We start from the raw sequence: 22,654 nt of genomic DNA, 5'->3' as shown, positions 1-22,654 counted from the left end.
TCCGTTAATAAAGAAAATCAGTCGTTCAGCCCGAGAACATCGAGCATGGAATAGAGACCGGGCTTTTTGCCATAGGCCCAAAGTGCAGCCTTGATGGCGCCGCGCGCGAAGATAGAACGATCCTCGGCATGATGTGAAAGAACGACGCGTTCACCGGGGCCGGCAAGAATCACGGAATGATCGCCGATGACCGAACCGCCGCGCAAGGTTGCAAAGCCGATGGAGCCGGTTTCGCGCGGTCCCGTATAGCCGTCGCGTATGCGAACACTGTTTTCCGCCAGTGCAATATTGCGTCCTCTGGCTGCGGCTTCTCCGAGAAGCAGCGCGGTGCCGGACGGGGCGTCAACCTTATGCTTGTGGTGCATCTCAAGAATTTCGATGTCGAAATCTGCGGGGTCGAGTGCTTGCGCCGCCTTCCGCACCAGAACCGATAGAAGATTGACGCCAAGGCTCATATTGCCGGATTTGACGATGGTTGCATGACGGGCGGCGGCGCGGATTTTCTCTTCGTCGTCATCCGAACAGCCCGTCGTGCCGATGATGTGTACGATACGCGCCTGCGCAGCAAGCCCTGCAAATTCTACGCTTGCCGCAGGGCTTGTGAAATCGAGGACGCCCTGCGCCTTGGCAAAAACCGGCAGCGGATCGTCAGTGATTGTTACGCCGAGCGGACCTATGCCGATGACTTCCCCCGCATCCTTGCCCAGAAAGGGAGAGCTGGAGCGTTCGATAGCACCGACCAGCTTCGCGCCTTCAATGGTTTGGATGGTTCGGATCAAGGTTTGCCCCATGCGCCCGCCAGCACCGACGACGACGAGGCCCACTTCGCTGTTCTGCGTATCTCCGCTCATCGGGTTTCTCCTGTCCGCAATTCTTCTGCCGTCTGCTCGGTGATGATATCGCCGCTGCCACTCTGCAATTGATAGAAGCGCGCATAGACGCCGTTCTGGATCGCGATCAGATCGTCGTGACGGCCTTCTTCCACCACGCGACCGGCTTCCATCACCACGATGCGATCTGCATTGACCACCGTGGAAAGGCGGTGCGCAATCACGATAGTGGTGCGGTTCTGCATGATGCCTTCCAGCGCCTGCTGGACCCGCTTCTCCGATTCGTTGTCGAGCGCGGAAGTCGCTTCATCAAGCAGGAGAACCGGCGCATTGCGCACGATGGCGCGAGCGATGGAAACCCGCTGGCGCTGGCCGCCGGAGAGCGTCACACCATTTTCGCCGACCGGTGTATCGTAGCCCAGTGGCTGCTGCAGGATAAACTCATGCGCATGGGCGAGCTTGGCCGCCTCGATTATTTCCTCGTCCGTGGCGTCAGGGCGGCCATAGCGGATATTGTCGGCAATGGTACCCTCGAACAGATAAGGCTGTTGCGAAACATAGGCGATGGCGTGGCGCAGCGAGCGCTTCTTGACCTGCGCGATATCCTGTTCGTCGAACAGAATCTTGCCGCTGTCGACATCGTAGAAGCGCTGGACGAGATTGATGAGCGTCGATTTGCCTGCACCTGAGGCGCCGACCACGGCTGTGGCCTCACCTGCCTTGGCGACGAAGCTGACGCCATGCAGCACCGGAGCGGTTTCATTATAGGAGAAGTAGATATTCTCGAAGCGGATTTCACCGGGACCTGCTTTAAGTTCCACGGCACCCGGAAGATCGCGCTGGCGCGGCTCTATGTCTAGCACTTCATAGATCATGCGTGCATTCACGAGCGCTTTTTCCAGCCCGACTTGGAGACGGGCAAGGCGACGCGCAGGGTCATAGGCAAGTAACATTGCGGTTATGAAGGCAAAGGTTGCGCCGGGGGGCTGTTGTTCAAGAATGGCGCGATAGCCGCTATAGGCCAGCACGCCCGCTACGGCGAAACCGGCCAGCATTTCGGAAATGGGCGTCGTACGTTCGGAGACCTTGGCGATCTTGTTGCTGCGGCCTTCGGACTGGTCGATGAGCTTGCCGATCTTGGCGCGTAGCTGATCTTCCATCGTGAAGGCCTTGACGATGGCGATGCCCTGAATCGATTCCTGCATCGCGCCCAGCAGATGGGAGTTGAGATGGACAAGATCGCGGGTGACGGAGCGAATACGACGCGAAATATAGGCAACGGCCAGAATGAGTGGCGGTCCGATGAGGAAAATCGCAACGGACAGTATCGGGTCCATATAGAACATCGTGCCGATGAGGCCGATAAGCGAGATGAGGTCGCGCGCGATCGACGAAATCGTCATGTTGAGAAGGTCACGAATGCCGGAAACATTCTGGTTGATCTGTGCAGCCAGATGACCCGAACGTGTATCATTGTAGAAATCGAGACCGAGCTTCATTAGATGGTCAAAAATGCGCTTTTGATAGCGCGCGACCAGATTATTACCGATCTTGGCAAGCTCCACGGCCTGTATGTAGCCGGAAAAGCCGCGCAGTATGAAGATGACCAGCAATGTGCCGCAAATAACCCAGACCAGACCGAGATTCTGCTCGTAGAATATCTTGTCGATCATCGGCTTCATCAGATAGGCCAGCGCACCGTTTGATCCGCCGACGATGAGCGATGCGAGGATGGCGATAATGTAATTATTCTTATATTCGCGGATGTTTTCTGACATCATCCGCCGGATTACGCGGGTGGCTTCGCCCGTATCGATCTTCTTGTTTTTCTTCTTGAATAGACTCACGTGCAAAAGCGCTTTTTATCTCTTAGCCTTCCGGCATGCCGGCGGCTCTCGTTGAAAAATACGACTTCCCATACGGAAACGCTGCATTGAAAAAGCCGTCGGCAATTTCAGTGCAGCGTTTCTATAACGTTATCCGTGCGGCTTGACCATCCTCAAGCTTTGCGGGTCAACCGGTCTGCCAGCGGCGTCCTTCGGTCGAGACCTCAAAGCGGGCAGGTGCCTGTGCGAAGGCGGAAAGCCCCGCAAGGGCTGCAAGCTGATGCGTGATCACACGGACAGGAATATCGCGCATGATGACCTTGTGAGGAGCCTTGTCCTCGAAAGCTTCGCGGAACGCGCCTGTCTTGAGTGCGGAAAGGATACGCTGCGGAATGCCGCCTGAAAGATAGACGCCGCCATGCGCCATGAAAATCAACGCCAGGTCGCCTGCGACCCGCCCTAGATAGGTGACGAACAGATGCAAGGTTTCTTCCGCCTGCGCATCGCTTCCGTCAAGCCCGGCTGAGGTAATGTCGGCGGGGGTTTCCAGCGTCGGCGTCACCTTGTCGGCGGCGCATATGGCAAGATAAAGATTACGCAAGCCGCGACCGCAAAGGATCTGTTCGCCAGCGACGCGGCCTTCGATGCGTTCGATATGCGGGAACACCTGATAATCGCGTGTTGTGCGCGGACCAATATCGATATGGCCGCCTTCACCTGGCACCGGCACCCACGCATGACGTGTGCGGACAAGACCGGCCACCCCCAGCCCCGTGCCCGGCCCGAGCACAACGCGGGTGGCAATCACTTCTTCCGGCTTGCCGCCGATCTGTTCCAGATGACCGCTGCCGAGAGACACAACGGCGAGCGCCTGTGCCTCGAAATCGTTGAGCACCGTCACGTCCTCGAAACCGAGATTGGCGATCATCTTTTTCGGGCGCACGACCCAATCGCAATTGGTGAGGTCGATCTCGTCACCGTCGACGGGACCGGCCACTGCGAGAATCGCGGAGCGTGGCCGGATCGAGGTGTGATCGAGAATGGCGCTCTGTATTGCCTCGTCGATGGTCGCATAATCCGCCGTCTGGAGAACGGGAAACTCCTTTGGCTCGGCATTGGAATCCACCAAGATAGCAAAACGGGCATTGGTGCCGCCGATATCGCCGACAAGTACTGGAAACCGGAAACCCTGTTCGGTCCGCTCTATTTCTTTGCTTTCACGCATGTCTTTTTCCCAAAACCGGTTCCCACTTTTGGGAGACATGCCGTCGTCTCTGGCATGTCCTTCTCCCTGGTCATGTCTTTCGCCTGCAATGATCCTAGGCCGGCGAGGCTGTCTTGTGTCGGATTTAATCAAGCGCCTTGATGAGCTTCTCGGCAGTGGCGCGATTGAGCGCCATTGGAATATCGTAGACGCTGCCAAGGCGTGTCAGCGCCTTCACATCAACATCGTGTGGGAGCGGGGACAGCGGGTCGATGAAGAAGATAAGCACTTCCACCGTGCCTTCCGCGATCATTGCGCCGATCTGCTGGTCTCCTCCGAGTGGCCCGCTTTTCACACGCTGAACGCTGAGTGAAGGGCAAGCATCCAGAATGAGACCGCCAGTCGTTCCCGTCGCGACGATGTCATAACGGGCCAAGGCCAGCTCATGCGCTTTGGCGAAGGCGACCATGTCATCCTTCTTCTGGTCGTGGGCAATCAGAGCTATGCGCAGGCGTTCTGTCATGAATGAGCAACCTTACAAGTTGATAACCTTGTCATTAACATCCTAAATCGTTTTAAATCTATAGCGAAGCACAATGGGCCTGAAAAGAGGATTTGCGATAAAGCCCTTTTACTGCACGCCGTAGGTGACTTCCGCGACCGAATTCGGCGCAGGGCCGTTGAGGACGGCAGCACACGCCTTCGGTAGATCGGAGACCATAACCGGACGCGGCTTTTTCGGTGGTTCCTTCGACGGCTTCGCAGGCTTCCATGGTTCGTCGGTGAACCACCAGGCAAGCGACTTGTCACAACCGTCGCCTGCAGCAACTTTCGGCTGCGGCTTGCACTGGGGCGAGCCGGGCTGGCATGTCAGGCGCACGTGGAAATGGTAGAAGTGACCCCAATAGGGGCGAACCTTGCCGAGCCAGCTTCGATCACCTGTCACTGTGTCGCAAAGCTGCTTCTTGATGCCGGGATGCACGAATATGCGCTCAACTTCCGGATAGCTTGCGGCATGTTTGATAAGGGCTGTGCGGGCAGGGGTCCACTTCTTCGGGTCCACATAAAGAGAATCCGGCTTCAGCATCGAAACGGCGGAAACATTCTCGCGCTCGGCATCGGTAAACCGCTTTTTCGGCATCGGCGTCAGCCAGATGTCGGCATCGAGACCAACCTGATGCGAGGCGTGGCCGGTGAGCATCGGGCCGCCGCGCGGCTGCGAGATGTCGCCGACGAGCAGGCCGGGCCAACCGTCTTTTGCTGCGTCTCGGGATAATTTTTCCAGAAGAGCGATCATACGCGGATGGCCCCAGCGTCGGTTGCGCGAAAGGCGCATAACCTGCCAGTTTGGTCCATCCGTCGGCAACGCGACAGCGCCGGCGAGACATCCCTTGGCATAAAAGCCGATAGACTGCGGCTGCTGCGCCAATACGGGAAGCTTTTCGCTGCCGAAGGCCTGTTTGGCTGGCATGTCTTCCGCCATGCTCACCGGCACAAAGTCGGGCGCAATCATTGCGGTCAGCGATGCTGCAAGAATGATCTTCTTCAATTTTTTTGCGATCATGGGGCAATTCCATGTTTTCCTACAACATCGGCTCGAAAATCGGTTACGGTTTTCGGAAAGCACGATGCGCGGCTTCAATTGGTTAGAGCGCCGGGCTGCGAATCAAGGCAGTCGGATTGCGGGCATTATGCTGTGTGAATGGCGGGGCTTCAATGGCAGTCGACAGTTCACGCTGCCGACTGCCATTTCACTCAGCTCTGTTGTAGCCTCGCAAGCATGGCCATAACCAGCAATGGCATGAATGTGCAGAAGATGATCAACGGCCATGCGGTATCGCCGGGCAAGAAGATGACCAGTGCGGTTCCCGCGAGACTGACGATCAGGCTCTGGATGCAGAAATAGACCGCGACCGCCATGCCTGCACTGTCGTCAAAGGCAGCAAGCGCACCATTTGCTGTCATCGAACCGGTGAGGACGATCCCAACAGCGGCAAGCCACATCGGAACGATGAGGCTTGTAAATGATGGCTGCAGCAATTTCTCACCCGCCACAAGCAGGAGCCCACTGGCGAGGAGCACGGCCATGCCAAGGGACACGCTTGTACGAGCGCCCCATTTCAGTGTGTGACGTGGCAGGATGCGCGTGGCGGCGATCATGACGATGGCGACACTTGCGAAGGCAAAACTAAAGGTAGTTTCGCCGAAGCCGCCGCGTTCGATCAGAATGCGTGGCGCCGTGGAAAAGAACACGAAGAAAGTGCCCATCGCCGTCGCAAAGCCAAGCGTATAGGTCCAGAAGCGGAAATCACTTATGATCCGGACTATACTGCCCGCGCGTGGAGGGCTGTTGTTTGGGCGCGTCTCGTGCCAATGGTGCAAGGCCCGCCATGTCGCAACGAGACCGAGCACACCCAGCAACGCAAAGATTGTCCGCCATCCGAAACCCTTTGCAATCAGCGCACCGGCAATCGGCCCGAGGGCCGGGACGAAGGAAAGCATAGCGCTGAAAAGGCTGTAGATTGTCGCACCTTCGGGACGCGCCGCGTAGACATCGCGGACCGTCGCGAAAGTGGCGACAAGCGCCGCCGAAGCTCCCGTTGCCTGGACGAGCCGAAGTGCTACGAAGAGTGGTGCATTGTCGGTAATCGCCAGGCCAAAGGACGAAAGAGCGAATACCAATCCGCCGCCAAGCAGGATGGGCCTGCGTCCGAAGCGGTCCGATAATGGGCCGAACAGTAGTTGCCCGACACCCAGCATCACCATGTAGAGGCTAAGCGTCAACTGCACCATCGCGGGCGTCGTTTGCAGGATGGCGGGCATGGACGGCACGACCGGCAGGTAGATGTCCATGGCCAGTGAGGCGAGAATGTCGAAGGGGGCCATCAACGCGAGCGCGAATGGCAGGGAATAGCTCCAGTCCGGAGTTTGCTTGTTATTAAAAGGCATGACGGAACATCCGCTCGAGAAAGTAATCGGGCGGCGATCTGCCTTATTTATAAGGCGCACCTTATCCCAAAGCCGTTACACATTTTCGGGGTGCGCTTTAATGGAGATTTATCCGGGGCAGATGCCGCAACAGGTCGGAAAAGCTGTTGCGGCTTATTTCTCTGCTGATTTTTCGTTACGCATCGTTTTATCCCGGTTTGACACCGTTGCATTTTTAGCAGCCGCACAAGAGTAACGCAAATCAGCGCCAGCTATCGTCGCGCCACATGGCCGAAAATGCCGTCTTATAGTCAGGATAGACAAATTCGTAGCCCAGATCCCTGATGCGCTGGTTGGAGACGCGCTTGTTCTCGCCATAGAAGGAGCGCGCCATCGGTGTCATGTCGGCTTCCGCGAAGGCGATCGCTGGCGGCGGCGTCACGCCCATCAGTTCGGCTGCATAGGTGACGACATCCTGCGGGGGGCTTGGTTCATTGTCAGTGACATTGAAGATGCCGCCCGTATTGGTTCCCGCCAGAAAACGCAGGCTACCGGCGATGTCCTCGACATGGATGCGGTTGAAGACCTGATCGTCTTTAACGATGCGCCGTGCCGTGCCCCGCTTCAGATTGACGAAGGCGTTGCGGCCCGGCCCGTAGATGCCGGAAAGGCGCAGGATCGCAAGCGGTGTTCCATGCCGTTCACTCAATTGTCCCCATGCTTCTTCGGCCTCGACGCGCTCTAGACTGCGACGGGACACTGGCTTGCAGATCGCGGTTTCATCCACCCAGTCGCCTTGATGATCGCCATAGACGCCGACTGTAGACAGATAGCCGATCCAGCGAATGGTGTTGTCCGCGCGGCGAAGCGCTTCCTCAACAACAGCGACCGCCGGGTCTCCGCCTTCGCCGGGAGAAATCGAAACCACTACGTGGGTGGATTGGGCAAGCCGGTCGAGAAGTTCGGGCGAGGGCGTCTCACCATCGAAAAGCAGGGGCTTTATGCCTGCCTGTTCAAGAAAAGGGAATTTCTGCTCGTGCCGTGTGGTTCCGTCGATGCGTTCCGCTTCGCCGATGATCCTTTGAGCAAAGGCCTGGGCAGAATAACCGGCTCCGAACAGAAAAACGCGCATCAAGCTTCCTCCTTTATCCACTCTGCCCTTACCGTAGCATCCTCTTCTGAGGAGGCCAGACGTTTCTGCATTTCGGCCACGCGGTCGGGGCTGGCCAGTTGTTGCATGGCCCATACTGCAGCACCGCGCACAACCGGCGCTTTGTCTTCCAGTAATCGTTCGACATCTGGCAGAAGAGTGACGTCGCCGGAATTGCCAGCGGCGATCAGCACGTTGCGTATGAAGCGGTCACGCCCGATCCTTTTCACCGGCGAGCCGGAAAACAGGGTGCGGAAAGCCGGATCATCCAGTGCCAGCAAATCGGCCAGACGTGGTTCCTTAAGGTCAACACGGGCTTTCAGCTTCATTTCCCTGGTCGTCTGCGCGAACTTGTTCCACGGACACACGGAAAGGCAGTCATCGCAGCCATAGATGCGGTTGCCCATCGCCTTGCGGAATTCCTGCGGTATCGGCCCCTTATTCTCGATTGTGAGATAGGAGATGCAACGCCGTGCATCAATGCGATAGGGCGCAGGGAAAGCCTTGGTGGGACAAGCGTCCAGACAGGCGCGACAGGAGCCGCAGTGATCGCGTTCAGGCTGGTCGGGCGGGATTTCCGCCGTTGTGAAGATGGAGCCAAGGAATAGCCATGAGCCAAGTTCGCGGCTTACCAGGTTGGTGTGCTTGCCTTGCCACCCGAGCCCTGCGGCCTCAGCCAGCGGCTTTTCCATGACGGGTGCAGTGTCGACGAAAACCTTCACGTCCTGTCCGGCGCGCGCGGCAAAACGGCTCGCCACATGCTTGAGCTTGCCCTTGATGATGTCATGATAGTCGCGGTTCTGCGCATAGACCGAGATTGCCGCGCGATCTTGTCTTTCCAGAATGGCCAGCGGATTGACGTCCGGTCCGTAATTCATCGCGAGCATCATGATCGAACGGACTTCCGGCCATAGCACGCTTGGATCGCTGCGGCGGGCCTCGGTCTCCTCCATCCATTCCATGTCGGCGTGGTGGCCCTCGGCAATGTACTGGCGCAACCGTTCCGGCGCTTGCGGAATTGCATCCGGCGTCGTGAAGGCGACGGCATCGAAACCGACCGCCTTCGCTTCTTCGGTCAGGAAGCGCTTGAGTTTCTGCTCGCGGCTATCAGAAGTCGAGGTCGCCATAATGGGCCACCGGGGCAAGCCCGCGCACGCGGTCAGAAAGCAACGGGCGGAAAGCCGGACGCGATTTCATCCGCGCATACCAGTCGCGCGCTGCTTTGGTTTCGCCCCATTCAATTTCACCGAGATAGTCTAGCACGGAAATAGAGGCAGCCGCAGCCATGTCCGCGTAGCTCGGATGCGCGCCGCCAAGCCAGTCACGGGTCGCGGCCAGCCAGTCGATATATTTCATATGCTGGCGGATGTTGGTGCGGGCGGCACGGATGGCGGTCGAATCCGGCGCGCTGCCACCCATTTCGGCAGCCATCTGCAGCTTGAACACGCGTTCGCGGGCTATGTGACGGGTCACTTCATTTTCGAGTTTCAGCAGAAACCAATCGACAAGACGGCGCACTTCGGCGCGTTCCATCGGGCTTTCCGGCAGAAGGCGGCGACTACGCTTCAGCGCCCCGCGTGTTTCATCGAGATATTCGGCGATGACCGTTGCGCCGACGACTGGAAGGTCGTTCTCCGCCAGAAGTACAGGCAGGGTCCCTGCCGGGTTCAGTGCAAGAAATTCCTTGCGTCGCGACCACGGTCGTTCCTCGATAAGCTCCGCTTCAACGCCATACTCACCGAGGATGAGCCGCACATAACGCGAACCCGAAGACATGGGATGATGAAAAAGCGTAAGCATGATCGACGCGAGACTCTCGACTGAAGCTTGAATTGAACGTCCGGAGTTTGCACGGCGGCTGGCCTTTGCGCATGTAGCAGGCTATTCCTGCTACCAAGCGATTCGGCACCGCCTCAACGGAACATAAGGTCTATAAGGGCTATGCCTGCGAGAGACAAGCAATCGCTTGAGCGTGTCTCCTGAAAGTGGGAACCGGTTTCGGGACACAGACGTGCTTAAACCCAAGTGAACTGAGCTTCCTTTGTGCGCCTGTGAGGACGCCCAAAAGGAAGCTCTAGAAGTATGTTTTCGTCTGATCGTTCCGCAATCGCGGTCTTGCTGCCATCATGGTGCCCAATATTCTAAGGTGCTGACTTCATGGATGTTTTTAATCTGCTGGAAGCCGCGTTTCTCGGTCTTGTAGAAGGCTTGACCGAGTTTATTCCGGTTTCCTCTACCGGACATTTGCTGCTGATCGGCCATTTTCTCGGTTTTGAATCCACAGGAAAGACCTTCGAGGTTCTGATCCAGCTTGGTGCCATTCTGGCCATCCTGACTGTCTATTCGGCAAAACTCCTCAAAATCCTGACCGACTTCCCCCGCGATGCCCGCACGCGGCGCTTTGTCTTGGGCATTCTGGTCGCCTTTCTGCCAGCCGCGGTGATCGGCGCGCTGGCGCATGGATTCATCAAGAGCGTGCTGTTTGAAACGCCGATGCTGGTTTGCGTCATGCTTATCATTGGCGGGTTCATCCTGCTCTGGGTGGACCAGCTCGACCTGCGTCCGCGCTATCATGATGTCATGGATTATCCATTGCCGATCTGCCTTGCCATAGGGTTCATCCAGTGCCTGGCCATGATACCCGGCGTGTCGCGTTCCGGGTCCACCATTGTCGGTTCGTTGCTACTTGGCGCTGACAAGCGCTCGGCGGCAGAGTTCTCTTTCTTTCTCGCCATGCCGACCATGGCAGGCGCTTTTGCCTACGATCTTTACAAAAGCCGCAATATCCTGTCCTTCAACGACGGCGCGCTGATCGGCGTCGGCTTCGTCATGGCCTTTATCTCGGGCGTCTTCGTCGTGCGCTATTTGCTCGATTACGTGTCGCGCCACGGTTTCAAGCTGTTCGCCTGGTGGCGTCTGATCGTGGGCTCCGCCGGTCTCGCTGCTTTGTTGATCTGGAACTGACCAAAGAAAAGGGGCCTTTCGGCCCCCTATTCATTTCTGCTTTATGTTGCTGCTCACGCAAAACCGGTCTTGGTGTACTGACCGGCGACGCGGTATCGCCACAGATAGGATGGCAGGATGGCGTCGACGCTTTCAGGCGTGATGCCGATGCCTTCCAGTGTGCGGCCTTCCTTGATTGCTTTTTCAGAAACGACATTGTCGAATTTCAACAGTGTCACCTGATCATTTGTGAGCATCGGGTTCGGTAGCAGGCCGAGGATTGAAGCCTGCAAACGGGCAACCCACCAAGGCACGGAAATGATGAGGCGTTTGCGGGCGATCACGCCGAGCATGTCTTTCATCCAGTTCTTGAATGGCTGCACATCCGGGCCACCGAGCTCATAGACGCCACCCGGCATCAGCTTGCCGTCGACTGCACGGGCGACGGCTTCCGCCACGTCACCGACATAGACCGGCTGGAGCCGGGTTTCGCCACCGCCGATCGCTGGCAGGAATGGCGAAAAGCGGGCCATGTTGGCAAAGCGATTGAAGAAGTGATCTTCCGGCCCGAAAATGATCGACGGGCGGAGGATAACAGTTTCCGGCAGAACGGAAAGAACGGCATTTTCCCCTTCAGCCTTGGTGCGTGCGTAATCAGAAGGCGAATTGACGTCGGCAGCAAGCGAGGACACATGCGTCATACGGATGCCAGCGGTCTTGGCGGCTTCGGCAATGTGCTTCGCGCCCAGCACCTGAACGGTGTTGAATCGCTGGCGACCGCTTTCGGCGAGAATGCCAACGAGGTTCACGACATGGTCTGAACCCTTGACGACGTGTTCGACCGAAGCGCGATTGCGGATATTGGCCTGCACCATCTGGATCTGGCCGACGTTGCCGAGCGGAGCCATGTAATAGGCAACTTCCGGTTTGCGCACGGCGACACGCACACGATAGCCGCACTTGGTGAGTGCGGCGACGACCGCGCGCCCTACAAAGCCGGAGCCGCCGAAAACGGTGACAAGTTTCGGCCTGTTGTGGACTTCGTTCGGTTCGGTCTTCATCCTAAACTCCTGCATGAAAGCCAGATGCGCCGCTTACAATGAGCGGTCGCGATGCGTCTATATTGCCGGTGATTTATCGCCTTTTGGCCACAAGGCAAAGGGGACTTGTTGTCACGATCACGATAGCGAGGCTTTTTCCCATGTTCGTTTTTTTGTTTCAGCATGATCTAATCGGAAAACTGCGTCACACTTTTCGGGATCACGCTCGAATACCGCTTTGAGATTCTGCTTCTTGCTGTTAAATCGCGCGCATGAGCACACCACTTGACCATATTCGCAATTTTTCGATCGTCGCCCATATCGACCACGGCAAATCGACGCTGGCCGACCGCCTCATTCAGTTGACCGGCGGGCTGGATACGCGTGAGATGAAGGATCAGGTCCTCGACTCGATGGATATCGAGCGCGAGCGCGGCATCACCATCAAGGCGCAGACCGTCCGCCTCAGCTATAAGGCGAAGAACGGCGAAGATTATGTGCTGAACCTGATCGACACGCCCGGACACGTCGACTTCGCATATGAAGTCTCGCGCTCGCTGGCCGCGTGCGAGGGGTCGCTTCTGGTGGTGGATGCGTCCCAGGGCGTGGAAGCGCAGACCCTGGCCAATGTCTATCAGGCCATCGACAACAATCATGAAATCGTGGTTGTGCTGAACAAGATCGACTTGCCCGCCGCCGAGCCGGAGCGCGTCAAGCAGCAGATCGAGGAAGTGATCGGCATTGATGCATCGCAGGCCGTGCATATTTCCGCCAAGACCGGCCTCGGCATCGAGGATGTGCTGGAAGCCATTGTCACGCAGTTGCCCGCGCCGAAGGAAGGCGATCGCAATGCGCCGCTCAAGGCCATGCTGGTCGATAGTTGGTATGACTCCTATCTGGGCGTGATCGTTCTTGTGCGCATTATCGATGGTGTCCTGAAAAAGGGCCAGACCATTCGCATGATGGGCACGGGTGCGAAATATCCGGTGGAACGTACCGGTGTCTTTACGCCGAAGATGGTTCAGGTCGACGAACTTGGCCCCGGTGAGCTTGGCTTCATAACCGCTTCGATCAAGGAAGTGGCTGATACCCGCGTCGGTGATACGATCACCGAGGATCGTCGCCCGACGAGCAAGATGCTGCCCGGCTTCAAGCCTGCGCAACCGGTCGTGTTCTGCGGCCTTTTCCCGGTCGATGCGGCTGATTTTGAAGATCTCCGCGCTGCCATGGGCAAGCTGCGTCTCAACGATGCTTCGTTCTCGTTCGAAATGGAAACGTCCGCGGCGCTCGGTTTCGGCTTCCGCTGCGGTTTCCTCGGTCTTCTGCATCTGGAAATCATTCAGGAACGTCTTGAGCGCGAGTTCAATCTTGACCTCATCACGACAGCGCCTTCGGTTGTCTATCGCCTGAACATGCAGGACGGATCGCAGAAAGAGCTTCACAACCCGGCCGATATGCCGGATATCGTGAAGATCAACGCGATTGAAGAGCCCTGGATCAAGGCAACCATCATGACGCCGGATGACTACCTTGGCGCGATCATGAAGCTTTGCCAGGAACGCCGTGGCATCCAGATTGATCTGACCTATGTCGGCCCGCGCGCCATGATCACCTATGATCTGCCGCTCAACGAAGTGGTGTTCGATTTCTACGACCGTCTGAAGTCGATCTCGAAGGGCTATGCTTCATTCGACTACAATCTTTCGGATTACCGTGAAGGCGATCTGGTCAAGATGTCGATCCTCGTGAATGAAGAGCCGGTGGATGCGCTTTCGATGCTGGTGCACCGCTCGGCGGCTGAAAAGCGTGGCCGCGCGCTCTGCGAAAAGCTGAAAGAGCTGATCCCGCAGCACATGTTCAAGATTCCGATCCAGGCGGCTATCGGTGGTCGCATCGTGGCGCGCGAGACGATTTCGGCGCTGCGCAAGGACGTGACGGCCAAGTGCTACGGCGGCGACGTGACGCGCAAGCGCAAGCTTCTGGAAAAGCAGAAGGAAGGCAAGAAGCGCATGCGCCAGTTCGGCAAGGTTGAAATCCCGCAGGAGGCCTTTATTCAGGCGCTCAAGATGGGCGATGATTGATTCCAAGGTTGTTTCAGGGGCACTTCGGTGCCCCTTTTTATTTCTGCTTTTTCTTGAATATTTTATAAGGAGTTGAGCATGTTTGGGCTGGTGAAAGCATTTATTGAACTTTGCAATTTGGGTTTTAATTTTTTTATAGCGCGATCGGAAAAGACAGAAAAAAGCCGACAGGCAGAAGAGCAGAAAGCTTGGCAATGGTTAGAACATCATTTGCCAGCATTGGAAAATGCGGCGCGAGATGCTTATTCCTTCATTCTGCAAAAATCATCTGAACAGGTTCCGGGAGAATATTCAGAAGCGACTTATCCATTTGTTGAAAAGTTGAACACTTTCCCATTAGACGACCGGAATGCCATTAAGGCCAATTTTCAACAGCTTCGTGGACGGGATTCTAAGAGAGCTTGGGCGAAGTGCAAATCCTATGTTGACCTATGGGCAAAGTGCATGAGCCAGTTTCCTGGTGATCTGCCGGATTTTCCATATGAAATTGAGAGTTTCAATAAGGCTTATCGTGTTTTCAAAACAGTGACAGAAACCAAGTAATCTGGACGAGCTGAACATGCCTCCATCGATCTCCATCACCTATTGCACCCAATGCAATTGGCTGCTGCGGGCGGCGTGGATGGCGCAGGAATTGTTGCAGACTTTCGGGCAGGACTTAGGCGAAGTGGCGCTTCGTCCGGGAACCGGGGGTGTTTTTGAAATCCGCGTTCAAATGCCGGACGGCAGCGAAGAGCTGATCTGGGAGCGCAAGCGCGACGGCGGTTTCCCGGAAGCCAAGGTGTTGAAGCAGCGCGTGCGCGATCTGGTCTGGCCGGAACGCGATCTCGGTCATTCGGACCGACCAGCCAATCTTTGAGGGCGAGGTCGCCCTCAACTCCCGGCAAGCTTAGGGTGAGCGCTGGCGGTGAACGGTTACCCTCATCCTGAAGAGGTGCATAGCACCGTCTCAAAGGACGAGGGCAACAGAAGCATGGTCAATCTTCATCCACTACGCGCAGGCGCATTTGGGTGGGAGCGCTTTCCGCCTGTCTTGCCTGTGGGCGGGATGCCTCCTCAGCAGGCGCAGGGCCGAATTCCAACGCCTCGATCTTCGCGCCGCGTTTGGTGACTTTGCTGGACGAGACCAGAATATCGTCAATATCCTTGTTGGCCTGCACGAAATGCGTCTGCAGCTTGCGCACGCGCTCATCCAGGCGGCCGACATCTTCCATCAGCCGGATCACTTCGCCCTGAATGACATGCGCCTGCTCGCGCATGCGGGCATCCTTCAGGATCGCCTGAATGACCTGAATGGAGAGCATCAGCAGCGAAGGTGAGACAATGACCACCCGCGCCCGGTGCGCACGCTGGATCAGTGCCTCGAAATGCTCGTGAATATCCGCAAAGATCGATTCCGAGGGCACGAACAGGAAAGCCGTATCCTGTGTTTCTCCGGGGATGAGATATTTGTCGGACACGTCCTTGATATGGATTTCCATGTCGCGGCGGAACTGGGCGACTGCTGCCTTGCGCGCCTCCGGCTGTTCCGTTTCGCGCATTGAATTCCAGGCTTCGAGCGGAAATTTCGCGTCGATCACCAATGAGGGCGCATTGTTCGGCATCCGCACAAGGCAATCGGGACGGGTGCTGTTGGAAAGCGTTGCCTGAAACTCATAGGCCCCCTGCGGCAGGCCATCGGCAATGATCGCTTCCATGCGCGACTGGCCGAAAGCGCCGCGCGTCTGCTTGTTGGCGAGGATCGCCTGCAACTGCACCACCTGTCCGGCAAGAGACTGGATATTGTTCTGCGCCGTGTCGATGACGGCGAGGCGTTCCTGTAATTTGGCGAGGTTCTCATGCGTCGAGCGGGTCTGTTCGGTCATGGTCTGCCCGATGCGATGCGTCATGCCGTCGAGCCGTTCGCGGATCGACTGGTTGAGTTCCGCCTGCCGCGAGCCGAACACCTCCGCCATAGTCTGCATCCGGCCTTGCATTTCTGCTTGTGCCTTCAGGATTTCGGCCATGCGATATTCCGCATCGCGGGCGCGGTCCTCGGCCTGCGCTTCCGCAACTGCGCGAAGCCGGGCGGAGCGCGCTGCCGCAATCAGAAAAAGGCACAAGCACAATACCAGCACGACGATGCCCGCGAGCAGGATGTTCCCGAGCGTGAAGGAGGTGGCGCCGAGCTGAAGAAGCGGCTCATTCAAGAGATTCTGGTTTTCCATGAAGTGAGCTTAACTGATTCGTGTTGTCTTGATGAGATCAAAACAAGAACATTTTACAAAGTGTAATTGACGATTCTCGCGTGAGCCATTACGTGAAACGCCATGTCTGTAAAACCGCTTGTCATCCTTCCCGATCCCGTCCTGCGTCAGGTTTCCGCGCCTGTGGAACGCTTTGACGACCAGTTGCGCAAATTTGCCGGCGACATGTTCGACACCATGTATGATGCGCCGGGCATCGGTCTTGCCGCCATTCAGGTCGGTGAGCCGATCCGCATGCTTGTCATCGACCTTGCCAAGGAAGGTGAGCCGAAAGCGCCGCATGTCTTCATCAATCCCGAGATCGTCGGTGTGACGGATGAAGCCAGCACCTATGAGGAAGGCTGCCTTTCAATCCCGGATTATTATGCCGAGGTGGAACGGCCGGCCGGTATCAAGGTCAATTACTTCGATGCTGACGGCAAGCCGCATTCCGTGGAGGCCGATGGGCTGATGGCCACCTGTCTGCAGCATGAGATCGACCATCTGAACGGTGTGCTCTTCATCGATCATATTTCCAAGCTGAAACGCGATATGGTCATCAAGAAGTTCAGGAAACTCGCCAGCCAGCGAGCATCGAAGAAAGTTCTTTAATGCGTGTCGTTTTCATGGGGACGCCGGAATTTTCCGTGCCGATCCTCACCGCCATCATCGGTCACGGTTATGAGGTTGTTGCGGTTTATACGCAGCCGCCGCGCCCGGCAGGCCGCCGCGGGCTTGAGCTGACCAAGTCGCCAGTGCACGAAAAAGCAGAACAGTTCGGCATTCCGGTGTTTACGCCGAAGAGCCTCAGAAACGCGGAAGAGCAGGAGATTTTCGCAAGCCTCGAAGCCGATGTCGCGATTGTTGTGGCCTATGGCCTGCTGCTGCCACAAGCCATTCTGGATGCGCCGCGTCTTGGTTGCTATAATGGCCATGCATCCTTGCTGCCACGCTGGCGCGGTGCCGCTCCTATCCAGCGCGCCATCATGGCGGGCGATGCGGAAACCGGCATGATGATCATGAAAATGGATGCGGGGCTTGATACCGGTCCTGTTGCAATGGCTGAAAAGGTTGCCATCACGCCTGACATGACGGCAGGCGAGTTGCATGATCGCTTGAGCATGATTGGCGCCGACCTGATGATCCGTGCGTTGGGCGCGCTTGAGCGTGAAAGCCTTGCCTTGCAGCCGCAGGCGGAGGAAGGCGTGACCTATGCCGCCAAGATCGACAAGGCCGAGGCACGTATCGACTGGTCTAAGCCTGCCAAGGACGTGCACAACACCATTCGCGGCCTGTCGCCTTTTCCGGGCGCATGGTGCGAAATGGAAATCAACGGCGCTGTCGAGCGGGTGAAGCTTCAGCGCTCGACGCTGGGCGAGGGCAAGGGCGCGCCGGGCACCGTACTGGATGATCGCCTGACGGTTGCCTGCGGCGAGGGTGCTGTACGGCTCGTCACGCTGCAACGTTCCGGCGGCAAGCCATTGCCAGCGCAAGAATTTCTGCGTGGTGCACAGGTCATGAAGGTTCTGTAGGCGGTGCCGCGCTACAAGCTCACTGTCGAATATGACGGCACGCCCTATGTCGGCTGGCAGCGGCAGGAAAATGGCCATGCGGTACAGAATGCCATTGAACTGGCATTCAAGAAATTCTGCGGCGAAGAGCTGACATTAAGCGCTGCGGGCCGCACCGATGCAGGCGTGCATGCAACCGCGCAGGTTGCTCATGTCGATCTCACCAAGGATTGGGATGCGGGCAAGGTGCGTGATGCGGTCAATGCGCATCTGGTCATGGCGGATGAGCGCGTCAGTATCCTGAATGTGGAGAAGACGACAAACACGTTCGACGCGCGTTTTTCCGCACGTGCGCGGCATTATCTCTACCGTATCCATAATCGCCGTGCGCCTCTGGCTATCGATTATCAGCGCGCCTGGTGGGTGCAGAAGCGGCTTGATGCCGAAGCGATGCATGAAGCCGCGAAACGGCTCTTGGGTGAGCACGATTTCACGACTTTTCGCGCCACCCAATGCCAGGCCAAGAGTCCGATCAAGACGCTCGACCGGCTCGATGTCACCCGCGATGGCGATTATGTTGAAATGCGCGTTTCAGCGCGGTCCTTCCTGCATAATCAGGTCCGGTCCTTCGCAGGCAGTCTGATGGAAGTGGGCGTCGGGCGCTGGACGGCTGATGATCTACAAGCCGCGCTGGAAGCCAGAGATCGCAAGGCCTGCGGGCAGGTTGCCCCGCCCTATGGGCTTTATCTGGTTGGTGTGGACTACGCCTTTCCGTTTTAAAACGCGGTGCAGGAGCATGAAGCGCCTGAAGCACGCGCCTTAATAAGCGTGCGGGTCGAAGCCGATCCCGAAGAGTTGCTGCAGCAGGACGGTCAGGAACAGCGAACCAAAGACGGTGCAGGCAAAGAAGGGTGCCGTATAGGTATGCGGGCGCTGCAACGCGACAAAAGTCAGCCGATAACCAAACACGATGGATATGCCGAACAGAATAAAGGCAAACAATGTCGATACGTCCGCCTGTCCGGGAAAGAACAGTTGCAGCAACGTGATCGGTGCGAATATCCACGAAATCAGGGCGCTGCCCCAGTTGGTGGCAATCACGAAGGCCGCATAACGTTTGGCAATGCCGATCCGCTTGGCGAGAAGACCTATGATGACAAGCGGTATAATCCAGGCTGCGATCTCTACGACCGCCGCGCGAGTGACAATGGTGAAGCGCAAGCCTGCTTCGTCACGACCAGCCGTCAGATCCGCCGCAAAGGACGCCCAGTTCGCGAACATGGGAGGCAGCGCGATCGCAACCGCAAAGAAGGATGACCAGAAGCCCTCGGCGGAAATGTCGAGATAACCCAGTCCCTCTTTACGCCCGAGCATCATTTTCCAGACGCCCCAGAAATATCTGAAAATATCGTCCAGGCTTGGCATGAATGTCCCAATTTTTCGCGTAATCCGTGTGAAAAGTCATCCAACTTTCCGGGATTATGCTCTACCCAAAGAAATCGGCGATGAAGCGTTCATAAATCTGTGTCAGTCCTTCGAGGTCGGCAAGGGCCACGCGCTCGTCAACCATATGCATGGTCTGCCCGACAAGGCCGAACTCGACTACAGGACAATAATCCTTGATGAAACGGGCATCGGACGTGCCGCCTGATGTCGACAGTTCCGGGCGCCTGCCGGTTACCGCCTCGACCGAATCCGTCAGCGTGTCGATCAGTTTCTCGTCGCGGGTCAGGAATACATGGCTTGGGTGCTCGCGCCAGGTGAGTTCATAATTGATCGGCGTTTCGCGACCTGGCCGCAGGCGATTGTCGCGGGCAGCCTTTTCAAGACGCGCGATGATCTCGGCCTGCAAGGTCTCTGCAGTCCAGGTGTCGTTAAAGCGGATGTTGAACGAGGCCGTTGCCTTGTTCGCAATCACATTGGTAGCCTTGTTGCCGACGTCGATGCTCGTCACTTCCAGATTGCTGGCTTGAAAATTGGCCGTGCCTTCGTCGAAAGCCGGGTAAAGCAGGCTGTCGACAAGCGTGGTTATGCCGCGAACCGGGTTTTCGGCCAGATGCGGATAGGCCGCATGACCCTGCACACCATGGACGGTGATCATCCCGGACAGCGAACCGCGTCGCCCGATCTTGATCGCGTCGCCGAGCGCGTTCGGGTTGCTCGGCTCTCCGACAATGGACGCATCCCAGCTTTCGCCGCGCTGTTTCGCCCAGTTGAGAAGCTTGACCGTGCCGTTGATGGCCGGACCTTCCTCATCGCCGGTGATGAGGAACGAGACGCTGCCCTTGATGCTGCCATGCTTTTCGATGTGACGGGCAATCGCGGCCACGAAACAGGCAACACCGCCTTTCATGTCCACCGCACCGCGACCGTACATCACGCCGTCTTCGATGGCGGCTGAGAAGGGCGGATGTTTCCAATCGCCTTCATTGCCGGGCGGCACGACATCGGTATGCCCTGCAAACATCAGATGCGGGCCATTGCCCGACTTGCGGGCATAGAGATTTTCGATATCGGGCGTGCCTTCCTCGCGGAAGACTGGCCGCTCCACCGAAAACCCCATTGGCTTCAACATCGCTTCAAGTGCCGTTAGCGCACCGCCTTCGGCAGGTGTTACGGATGCACAACGGATGAGGGCGGCAAGGTTATCGGCGGGATTGACGGCTAAGCTCATGAGATCGGGACTTCTTGAAAAGGGAATCGTCTGAGGGCGAGATTATCGCGCATCCCGAAAAGTGCGAAGCGGTTTTCGGATCAAGATGCGCGTGAAAGACAAACTGCATCCCGAAAAGTGCGAAGCGGTTTTCGGATCAAGATGCGCCTTGAAACAAATAGATAGAAGTCGGCGAGCAGAACAGCAATCCGGCGGTTGCGCGCAGCATCTACAATTTCGCCCTTCACTTGTTTTTCTCACCTGGTTTCAATTTGGGAACGAAATTTCCTTGACCGAAGGGCCTCTGTCATCGTTAGTTAGAAATAAGTTGATAACGAGACCCGCAAAGGGCCGCTCAACGGGGACTCTTTTAAAATGGGAAATTGCGCATGCGTTTTGTCACTTCTGCGATAGCAGGCATGATGGCGCTCTTCGGGGCGACGACAATACCGGCCAAGGCCGCGCAATGGAGTGAAGCTGGCGGGCTGACAAGCATTCCTTACGGACACAAGAACTACTGCGATCGCAATAAGCGCGATTGCGGTACGCATCGGGTGTTGCCGCCGATGAAAATGACCCCGCAACGCTTGAAGCTGCTGCAATCGGTCAGCAGCTCCGTCAATCGCCGCATCAAGCCGGTTTCGGATCAGGACAATTATGGCAAGCGTGATTACTGGACCTTGCCTGTCAATGGCAAGGGCGATTGCGAAGACTATGTGCTGATGAAACGCGCCCAGCTTATGGCTCGTGGCATCAGCGCTTCGCAGCTCCTCATCACCATGGTGCAGGGCAGCGAGCCGCATGTCGTTCTCGCCGTCCGTACCGACCACGGTGATTACATCCTCGACAATCTGCGAGACGACGTGTTGCCGGTTGAGAAGACGTCATATCGCTATATCAAGATGCAATCGCCCGGCAATTCCGGTCAGTGGGTTTCCATCGCCGGGCGTTCGGTCGCTGTCGCAAACAACTGATCGGGTGGCGTTCATGTGAATGCCGGTTCATTTTATCCATCAAATCTTATCAAGCCGCATTTCGATGCGGCTTTTTCTGTTGAGCAGGGGCTTATGTGATTGCCGATCAATGCCAGAGACAAATCAATATGCCATCTGGACGAAGTCCGCTTCGCTTCTTTCGATGTCGATCTTGAGAAAACGGCCTCATTGTTCACTCACATTGGACAATATATTGGGACAGATTGTTCGTTCTTTTTGAACAAAAGCACTGCTGTAACAGCTGTGTGATTACTGGTATATCAAGTATCATATTGTTATTATTTGTTTTTTAGAAGAAGGTACATATTATTTCGAGAAAATTCTCGCACGAATGTGTGATTAACTAAACATTTTTGTGACTGGAACTTTTCCCCACTGTCACCCATTTGAGGTGCATCGGAACGACGAACAAACGCCGCTCCACTTTCCAAGGAGATAGGAAAATGAAAAAGATTGTTCTTGCTGCCGCTGCCCTCGCTCTTAGCGCCGGTGCTGCCTTCGCTGAAAACCCGCATGTCGGTGAACCTGCCGATCTTTATGCACATGACCGCACCCCTGTTGCAGTGCAGGGCCAGAAGCTCGACTACACGGCCCCGGCTTCGATCAACAAGTCAACGGTCCATCAGGATGGTTCGGCTCACCGTTTCGGTGATGCGTCTCCTTCCTCTTACCAGAACTAAAAGTCCGCACGGATTTGGTCTTTCCGGTTCCTACGGACCGGGCATGAATGAAATAACTACATCGCATGTATTCCCGATGGTGTCGGGGCATTTCCTCCCAGATGTGCCTGACACCTTGGGGCGGGCCACGAAGGCCCAGCTAACAGAATGTCCCCTGCAAGCCCGAGACGTAGTCTCAAGGTTCGGTTGATCGAACACCGATCTGAAAACTGAAATCGGGGGACGCTATGGAGAAAAGGAATAGAAAAATGAAGAAGTTTGCTCTCGCCGCTCTGGCTGTCGCCCTGAGTGCTGGCGCTGCCTATGCCGAAAACCCGTTTGTTGGTCAGCCGCCTGCAATGGCCGCTCAGGACAAGGCCTTCGTCCTTCCTGGCGTAACTCCGGTCGCTTCGACCCGGAGCAATATCGACTATACGGCTCCGGCAGCCATCCATCGGTCTACGCCGGTTAATCAGGACGGTTCGGCTCATCGCTTCGGCGACGCTTCCCCATCCAGCTACCAGAACTAGTTTGTTTTGATGGCAGAGTCCTTCGGTTGCCCTGCATCGTCAAGTGCGTTCCTCCCCTCACGCATAAGACACGCAGGAC

General features: G+C 56.7%; 24 protein-coding genes. 11 read left to right on the top strand and 13 right to left on the bottom strand.

Translation table 11 applies throughout. The features are described 5' to 3' along the window. Window positions 1–17: 17 nt before the first annotated feature. The 6 genes from dapB to cml all read right to left on the bottom strand — a co-directional run bounded on the left by dapB (window position 18) and on the right by cml (window position 6,809). Window positions 18–851, bottom strand: coding sequence for a 4-hydroxy-tetrahydrodipicolinate reductase (dapB, locus tag FJQ48_RS21975; protein WP_139977033.1), 834 nt, complete (start codon window positions 849–851; stop codon window positions 18–20). Beyond that, the gene (locus tag FJQ48_RS21970) at window positions 848–2,677 is read right to left on the bottom strand and encodes an ABC transporter ATP-binding protein (protein WP_139977032.1); all 1,830 of its coding nucleotides are present in this window, start codon (window positions 2,675–2,677) and stop codon (window positions 848–850) included. Before FJQ48_RS21970 ends, dapB begins: the two co-directional genes overlap by 4 nt. Before the next feature lie 166 nt (window positions 2,678–2,843). Beyond that, window positions 2,844–3,881: a glucokinase gene (locus FJQ48_RS21965; protein ID WP_139977031.1), complete on the bottom strand. Its 1,038-nt coding sequence runs from the start codon at window positions 3,879–3,881 to the stop codon at window positions 2,844–2,846. A gap of 124 nt (window positions 3,882–4,005) precedes the next feature. Then, window positions 4,006–4,383: a methylglyoxal synthase gene (locus tag FJQ48_RS21960; protein ID WP_139977030.1), complete on the bottom strand. Its 378-nt coding sequence runs from the start codon at window positions 4,381–4,383 to the stop codon at window positions 4,006–4,008. A 108-nt stretch (window positions 4,384–4,491) separates the two neighbouring features. Next, window positions 4,492–5,424, bottom strand: coding sequence for a penicillin-insensitive murein endopeptidase (gene mepA / locus FJQ48_RS21955; protein ID WP_139977029.1), 933 nt, complete (start codon window positions 5,422–5,424; stop codon window positions 4,492–4,494). 191 nt (window positions 5,425–5,615) lie between these two features. Beyond that, window positions 5,616–6,809: a CmlA/FloR family chloramphenicol efflux MFS transporter gene (gene cml / locus FJQ48_RS21950; RefSeq protein WP_139977028.1), complete on the bottom strand. Its 1,194-nt coding sequence runs from the start codon at window positions 6,807–6,809 to the stop codon at window positions 5,616–5,618. 100 nt (window positions 6,810–6,909) lie between these two features. Between cml and FJQ48_RS22885 the strand changes: the two genes are divergently transcribed. Next, window positions 6,910–7,044 (top strand): hypothetical protein, encoded by a 135-nt coding sequence (locus tag FJQ48_RS22885; RefSeq protein WP_273793649.1) that lies wholly within the window; start codon window positions 6,910–6,912, stop codon window positions 7,042–7,044. Window positions 7,045–7,050: 6 nt separating this feature from the next. On the opposite strand, the gene FJQ48_RS21945 is transcribed toward FJQ48_RS22885, so the two are convergent. From FJQ48_RS21945 to FJQ48_RS21935, 3 genes are read right to left on the bottom strand one after another with little or no spacing between them, the layout of a single operon-like run. Next, window positions 7,051–7,920 carry an SDR family oxidoreductase gene (locus tag FJQ48_RS21945; protein ID WP_139977027.1) on the bottom strand — a complete coding sequence of 290 codons (870 nt, stop codon included), beginning with the start codon at window positions 7,918–7,920 and terminating at the stop codon, window positions 7,051–7,053. After that, window positions 7,920–9,065, bottom strand: a complete 1,146-nt coding sequence (queG, locus tag FJQ48_RS21940) for a tRNA epoxyqueuosine(34) reductase QueG (protein ID WP_139977026.1) — start codon at window positions 9,063–9,065, stop codon at window positions 7,920–7,922. Before queG ends, FJQ48_RS21945 begins: the two co-directional genes overlap by 1 nt. Beyond that, a complete protein-coding gene (locus FJQ48_RS21935; protein WP_139977025.1) occupies window positions 9,046–9,738 on the bottom strand; it encodes a glutathione S-transferase family protein in 693 nt (230 codons plus the stop codon). Before FJQ48_RS21935 ends, queG begins: the two co-directional genes overlap by 20 nt. A 357-nt stretch (window positions 9,739–10,095) precedes the next feature. Here FJQ48_RS21935 and FJQ48_RS21930 point away from each other — a divergent pair, with 357 nt between their 5' ends. Next, window positions 10,096–10,902: an undecaprenyl-diphosphate phosphatase gene (locus FJQ48_RS21930; protein WP_139977024.1), complete on the top strand. Its 807-nt coding sequence runs from the start codon at window positions 10,096–10,098 to the stop codon at window positions 10,900–10,902. A 53-nt stretch (window positions 10,903–10,955) separates the two neighbouring features. On the opposite strand, the gene FJQ48_RS21925 is transcribed toward FJQ48_RS21930, so the two are convergent. Beyond that, window positions 10,956–11,942 carry a complex I NDUFA9 subunit family protein gene (locus tag FJQ48_RS21925; RefSeq protein ID WP_139977023.1) on the bottom strand — a complete coding sequence of 329 codons (987 nt, stop codon included), beginning with the start codon at window positions 11,940–11,942 and terminating at the stop codon, window positions 10,956–10,958. 251 nt (window positions 11,943–12,193) lie between these two features. On the opposite strand from FJQ48_RS21925, the gene lepA reads away from it, so the two are divergent. The 3 genes from lepA (at window position 12,194) to FJQ48_RS21905 (ending at window position 14,861) form a co-directional block, all read left to right on the top strand. Then, the gene (gene lepA, locus FJQ48_RS21915; protein ID WP_139977022.1) at window positions 12,194–14,002 is read left to right on the top strand and encodes a translation elongation factor 4; all 1,809 of its coding nucleotides are present in this window, start codon (window positions 12,194–12,196) and stop codon (window positions 14,000–14,002) included. 78 nt (window positions 14,003–14,080) lie between these two features. Then, on the top strand, window positions 14,081–14,545 hold the full coding sequence (locus FJQ48_RS21910) for a hypothetical protein (protein WP_139977021.1): 465 nt from the start codon (window positions 14,081–14,083) through the stop codon (window positions 14,543–14,545). A 10-nt stretch (window positions 14,546–14,555) separates the two neighbouring features. Next, window positions 14,556–14,861: a SelT/SelW/SelH family protein gene (locus FJQ48_RS21905; protein WP_139977020.1), complete on the top strand. Its 306-nt coding sequence runs from the start codon at window positions 14,556–14,558 to the stop codon at window positions 14,859–14,861. A 118-nt stretch (window positions 14,862–14,979) separates the two neighbouring features. Here the strand turns inward: FJQ48_RS21905 and FJQ48_RS21900 are convergent, their stop codons facing one another. Beyond that, window positions 14,980–16,209 carry a DNA recombination protein RmuC gene (locus FJQ48_RS21900; RefSeq protein WP_139977019.1) on the bottom strand — a complete coding sequence of 410 codons (1,230 nt, stop codon included), beginning with the start codon at window positions 16,207–16,209 and terminating at the stop codon, window positions 14,980–14,982. A gap of 102 nt (window positions 16,210–16,311) precedes the next feature. Here FJQ48_RS21900 and def point away from each other — a divergent pair, with 102 nt between their 5' ends. The 3 genes from def to truA are packed head-to-tail and all read left to right on the top strand — an operon-like array spanning window position 16,312 to window position 18,518. Then, on the top strand, window positions 16,312–16,839 hold the full coding sequence (gene def / locus FJQ48_RS21895; protein WP_139977018.1) for a peptide deformylase: 528 nt from the start codon (window positions 16,312–16,314) through the stop codon (window positions 16,837–16,839). Then, entirely contained in the window at window positions 16,839–17,759 is a 921-nt protein-coding gene (fmt, locus tag FJQ48_RS21890) for a methionyl-tRNA formyltransferase (RefSeq protein WP_139977017.1), read from the top strand. The genes def and fmt overlap by 1 nt, the downstream gene beginning before the upstream one ends. Before the next feature lie 3 nt (window positions 17,760–17,762). Further along, window positions 17,763–18,518 carry a tRNA pseudouridine(38-40) synthase TruA gene (gene truA, locus FJQ48_RS21885; RefSeq protein ID WP_139977016.1) on the top strand — a complete coding sequence of 252 codons (756 nt, stop codon included), beginning with the start codon at window positions 17,763–17,765 and terminating at the stop codon, window positions 18,516–18,518. A gap of 39 nt (window positions 18,519–18,557) precedes the next feature. Here truA and FJQ48_RS21880 read toward each other — a convergent pair whose 3' ends face one another. Together FJQ48_RS21880 and dapE are read right to left on the bottom strand one after the other, a co-directional pair. Further along, complete coding sequence (locus FJQ48_RS21880; RefSeq protein WP_139977015.1) at window positions 18,558–19,163, bottom strand: hypothetical protein; 606 nt, start codon at window positions 19,161–19,163, stop codon at window positions 18,558–18,560. Window positions 19,164–19,224: 61 nt separating this feature from the next. Further along, on the bottom strand, window positions 19,225–20,412 hold the full coding sequence (gene dapE, locus FJQ48_RS21875; RefSeq protein ID WP_139977014.1) for a succinyl-diaminopimelate desuccinylase: 1,188 nt from the start codon (window positions 20,410–20,412) through the stop codon (window positions 19,225–19,227). Between the two features lie 401 nt (window positions 20,413–20,813). Here dapE and FJQ48_RS21870 point away from each other — a divergent pair, with 401 nt between their 5' ends. From FJQ48_RS21870 to FJQ48_RS21860, 3 genes are all read left to right on the top strand, one after another. Further along, a complete protein-coding gene (locus tag FJQ48_RS21870; RefSeq protein ID WP_139977088.1) occupies window positions 20,814–21,365 on the top strand; it encodes a transglutaminase-like cysteine peptidase in 552 nt (183 codons plus the stop codon). A gap of 464 nt (window positions 21,366–21,829) precedes the next feature. Continuing rightward, on the top strand, window positions 21,830–22,066 hold the full coding sequence (locus tag FJQ48_RS21865; RefSeq protein ID WP_139977013.1) for a hypothetical protein: 237 nt from the start codon (window positions 21,830–21,832) through the stop codon (window positions 22,064–22,066). 248 nt (window positions 22,067–22,314) lie between these two features. Further along, entirely contained in the window at window positions 22,315–22,575 is a 261-nt protein-coding gene (locus FJQ48_RS21860; protein ID WP_139977012.1) for a hypothetical protein, read from the top strand. Window positions 22,576–22,654 lie beyond the last annotated feature (79 nt).

Source organism: Ochrobactrum sp. CGA5, from assembly GCF_006345815.1.
Classification (GTDB): Bacteria; Pseudomonadota; Alphaproteobacteria; order Rhizobiales; family Rhizobiaceae; genus Brucella.
The sequence above is the reverse complement of the archived record's forward strand: the minus strand, read 5'-3'. Positions and strand labels throughout refer to the sequence as shown.

What these genes read in the sequence shown, in the direction of transcription:
- dapB (WP_139977033.1), bottom strand. Translation starts at nt 851, where the DNA reads ATGAGCGGAGATACGCAGAACAGCGAAGTGGGCCTCGTCGTCGTCGGT.
- FJQ48_RS21965 (WP_139977031.1), bottom strand. Translation starts at nt 3,881, where the DNA reads ATGCGTGAAAGCAAAGAAATAGAGCGGACCGAACAGGGTTTCCGGTTT.
- FJQ48_RS21960 (WP_139977030.1), bottom strand. Translation starts at nt 4,383, where the DNA reads ATGACAGAACGCCTGCGCATAGCTCTGATTGCCCACGACCAGAAGAAG.
- mepA (WP_139977029.1), bottom strand. Translation starts at nt 5,424, where the DNA reads ATGATCGCAAAAAAATTGAAGAAGATCATTCTTGCAGCATCGCTGACC.
- cml (WP_139977028.1), bottom strand. Translation starts at nt 6,809, where the DNA reads ATGCCTTTTAATAACAAGCAAACTCCGGACTGGAGCTATTCCCTGCCA.
- FJQ48_RS22885 (WP_273793649.1), top strand. Translation starts at nt 6,910, where the DNA reads ATGGAGATTTATCCGGGGCAGATGCCGCAACAGGTCGGAAAAGCTGTT.
- FJQ48_RS21945 (WP_139977027.1), bottom strand. Translation starts at nt 7,920, where the DNA reads ATGCGCGTTTTTCTGTTCGGAGCCGGTTATTCTGCCCAGGCCTTTGCT.
- queG (WP_139977026.1), bottom strand. Translation starts at nt 9,065, where the DNA reads ATGGCGACCTCGACTTCTGATAGCCGCGAGCAGAAACTCAAGCGCTTC.
- FJQ48_RS21935 (WP_139977025.1), bottom strand. Translation starts at nt 9,738, where the DNA reads ATGCTTACGCTTTTTCATCATCCCATGTCTTCGGGTTCGCGTTATGTG.
- FJQ48_RS21930 (WP_139977024.1), top strand. Translation starts at nt 10,096, where the DNA reads ATGGATGTTTTTAATCTGCTGGAAGCCGCGTTTCTCGGTCTTGTAGAA.
- FJQ48_RS21925 (WP_139977023.1), bottom strand. Translation starts at nt 11,942, where the DNA reads ATGAAGACCGAACCGAACGAAGTCCACAACAGGCCGAAACTTGTCACC.
- lepA (WP_139977022.1), top strand. Translation starts at nt 12,194, where the DNA reads ATGAGCACACCACTTGACCATATTCGCAATTTTTCGATCGTCGCCCAT.
- FJQ48_RS21910 (WP_139977021.1), top strand. Translation starts at nt 14,081, where the DNA reads ATGTTTGGGCTGGTGAAAGCATTTATTGAACTTTGCAATTTGGGTTTT.
- FJQ48_RS21900 (WP_139977019.1), bottom strand. Translation starts at nt 16,209, where the DNA reads ATGGAAAACCAGAATCTCTTGAATGAGCCGCTTCTTCAGCTCGGCGCC.
- def (WP_139977018.1), top strand. Translation starts at nt 16,312, where the DNA reads ATGTCTGTAAAACCGCTTGTCATCCTTCCCGATCCCGTCCTGCGTCAG.
- fmt (WP_139977017.1), top strand. Translation starts at nt 16,839, where the DNA reads ATGCGTGTCGTTTTCATGGGGACGCCGGAATTTTCCGTGCCGATCCTC.
- FJQ48_RS21880 (WP_139977015.1), bottom strand. Translation starts at nt 19,163, where the DNA reads ATGCCAAGCCTGGACGATATTTTCAGATATTTCTGGGGCGTCTGGAAA.
- dapE (WP_139977014.1), bottom strand. Translation starts at nt 20,412, where the DNA reads ATGAGCTTAGCCGTCAATCCCGCCGATAACCTTGCCGCCCTCATCCGT.
- FJQ48_RS21870 (WP_139977088.1), top strand. Translation starts at nt 20,814, where the DNA reads ATGGCGCTCTTCGGGGCGACGACAATACCGGCCAAGGCCGCGCAATGG.
- FJQ48_RS21865 (WP_139977013.1), top strand. Translation starts at nt 21,830, where the DNA reads ATGAAAAAGATTGTTCTTGCTGCCGCTGCCCTCGCTCTTAGCGCCGGT.
- FJQ48_RS21860 (WP_139977012.1), top strand. Translation starts at nt 22,315, where the DNA reads ATGAAGAAGTTTGCTCTCGCCGCTCTGGCTGTCGCCCTGAGTGCTGGC.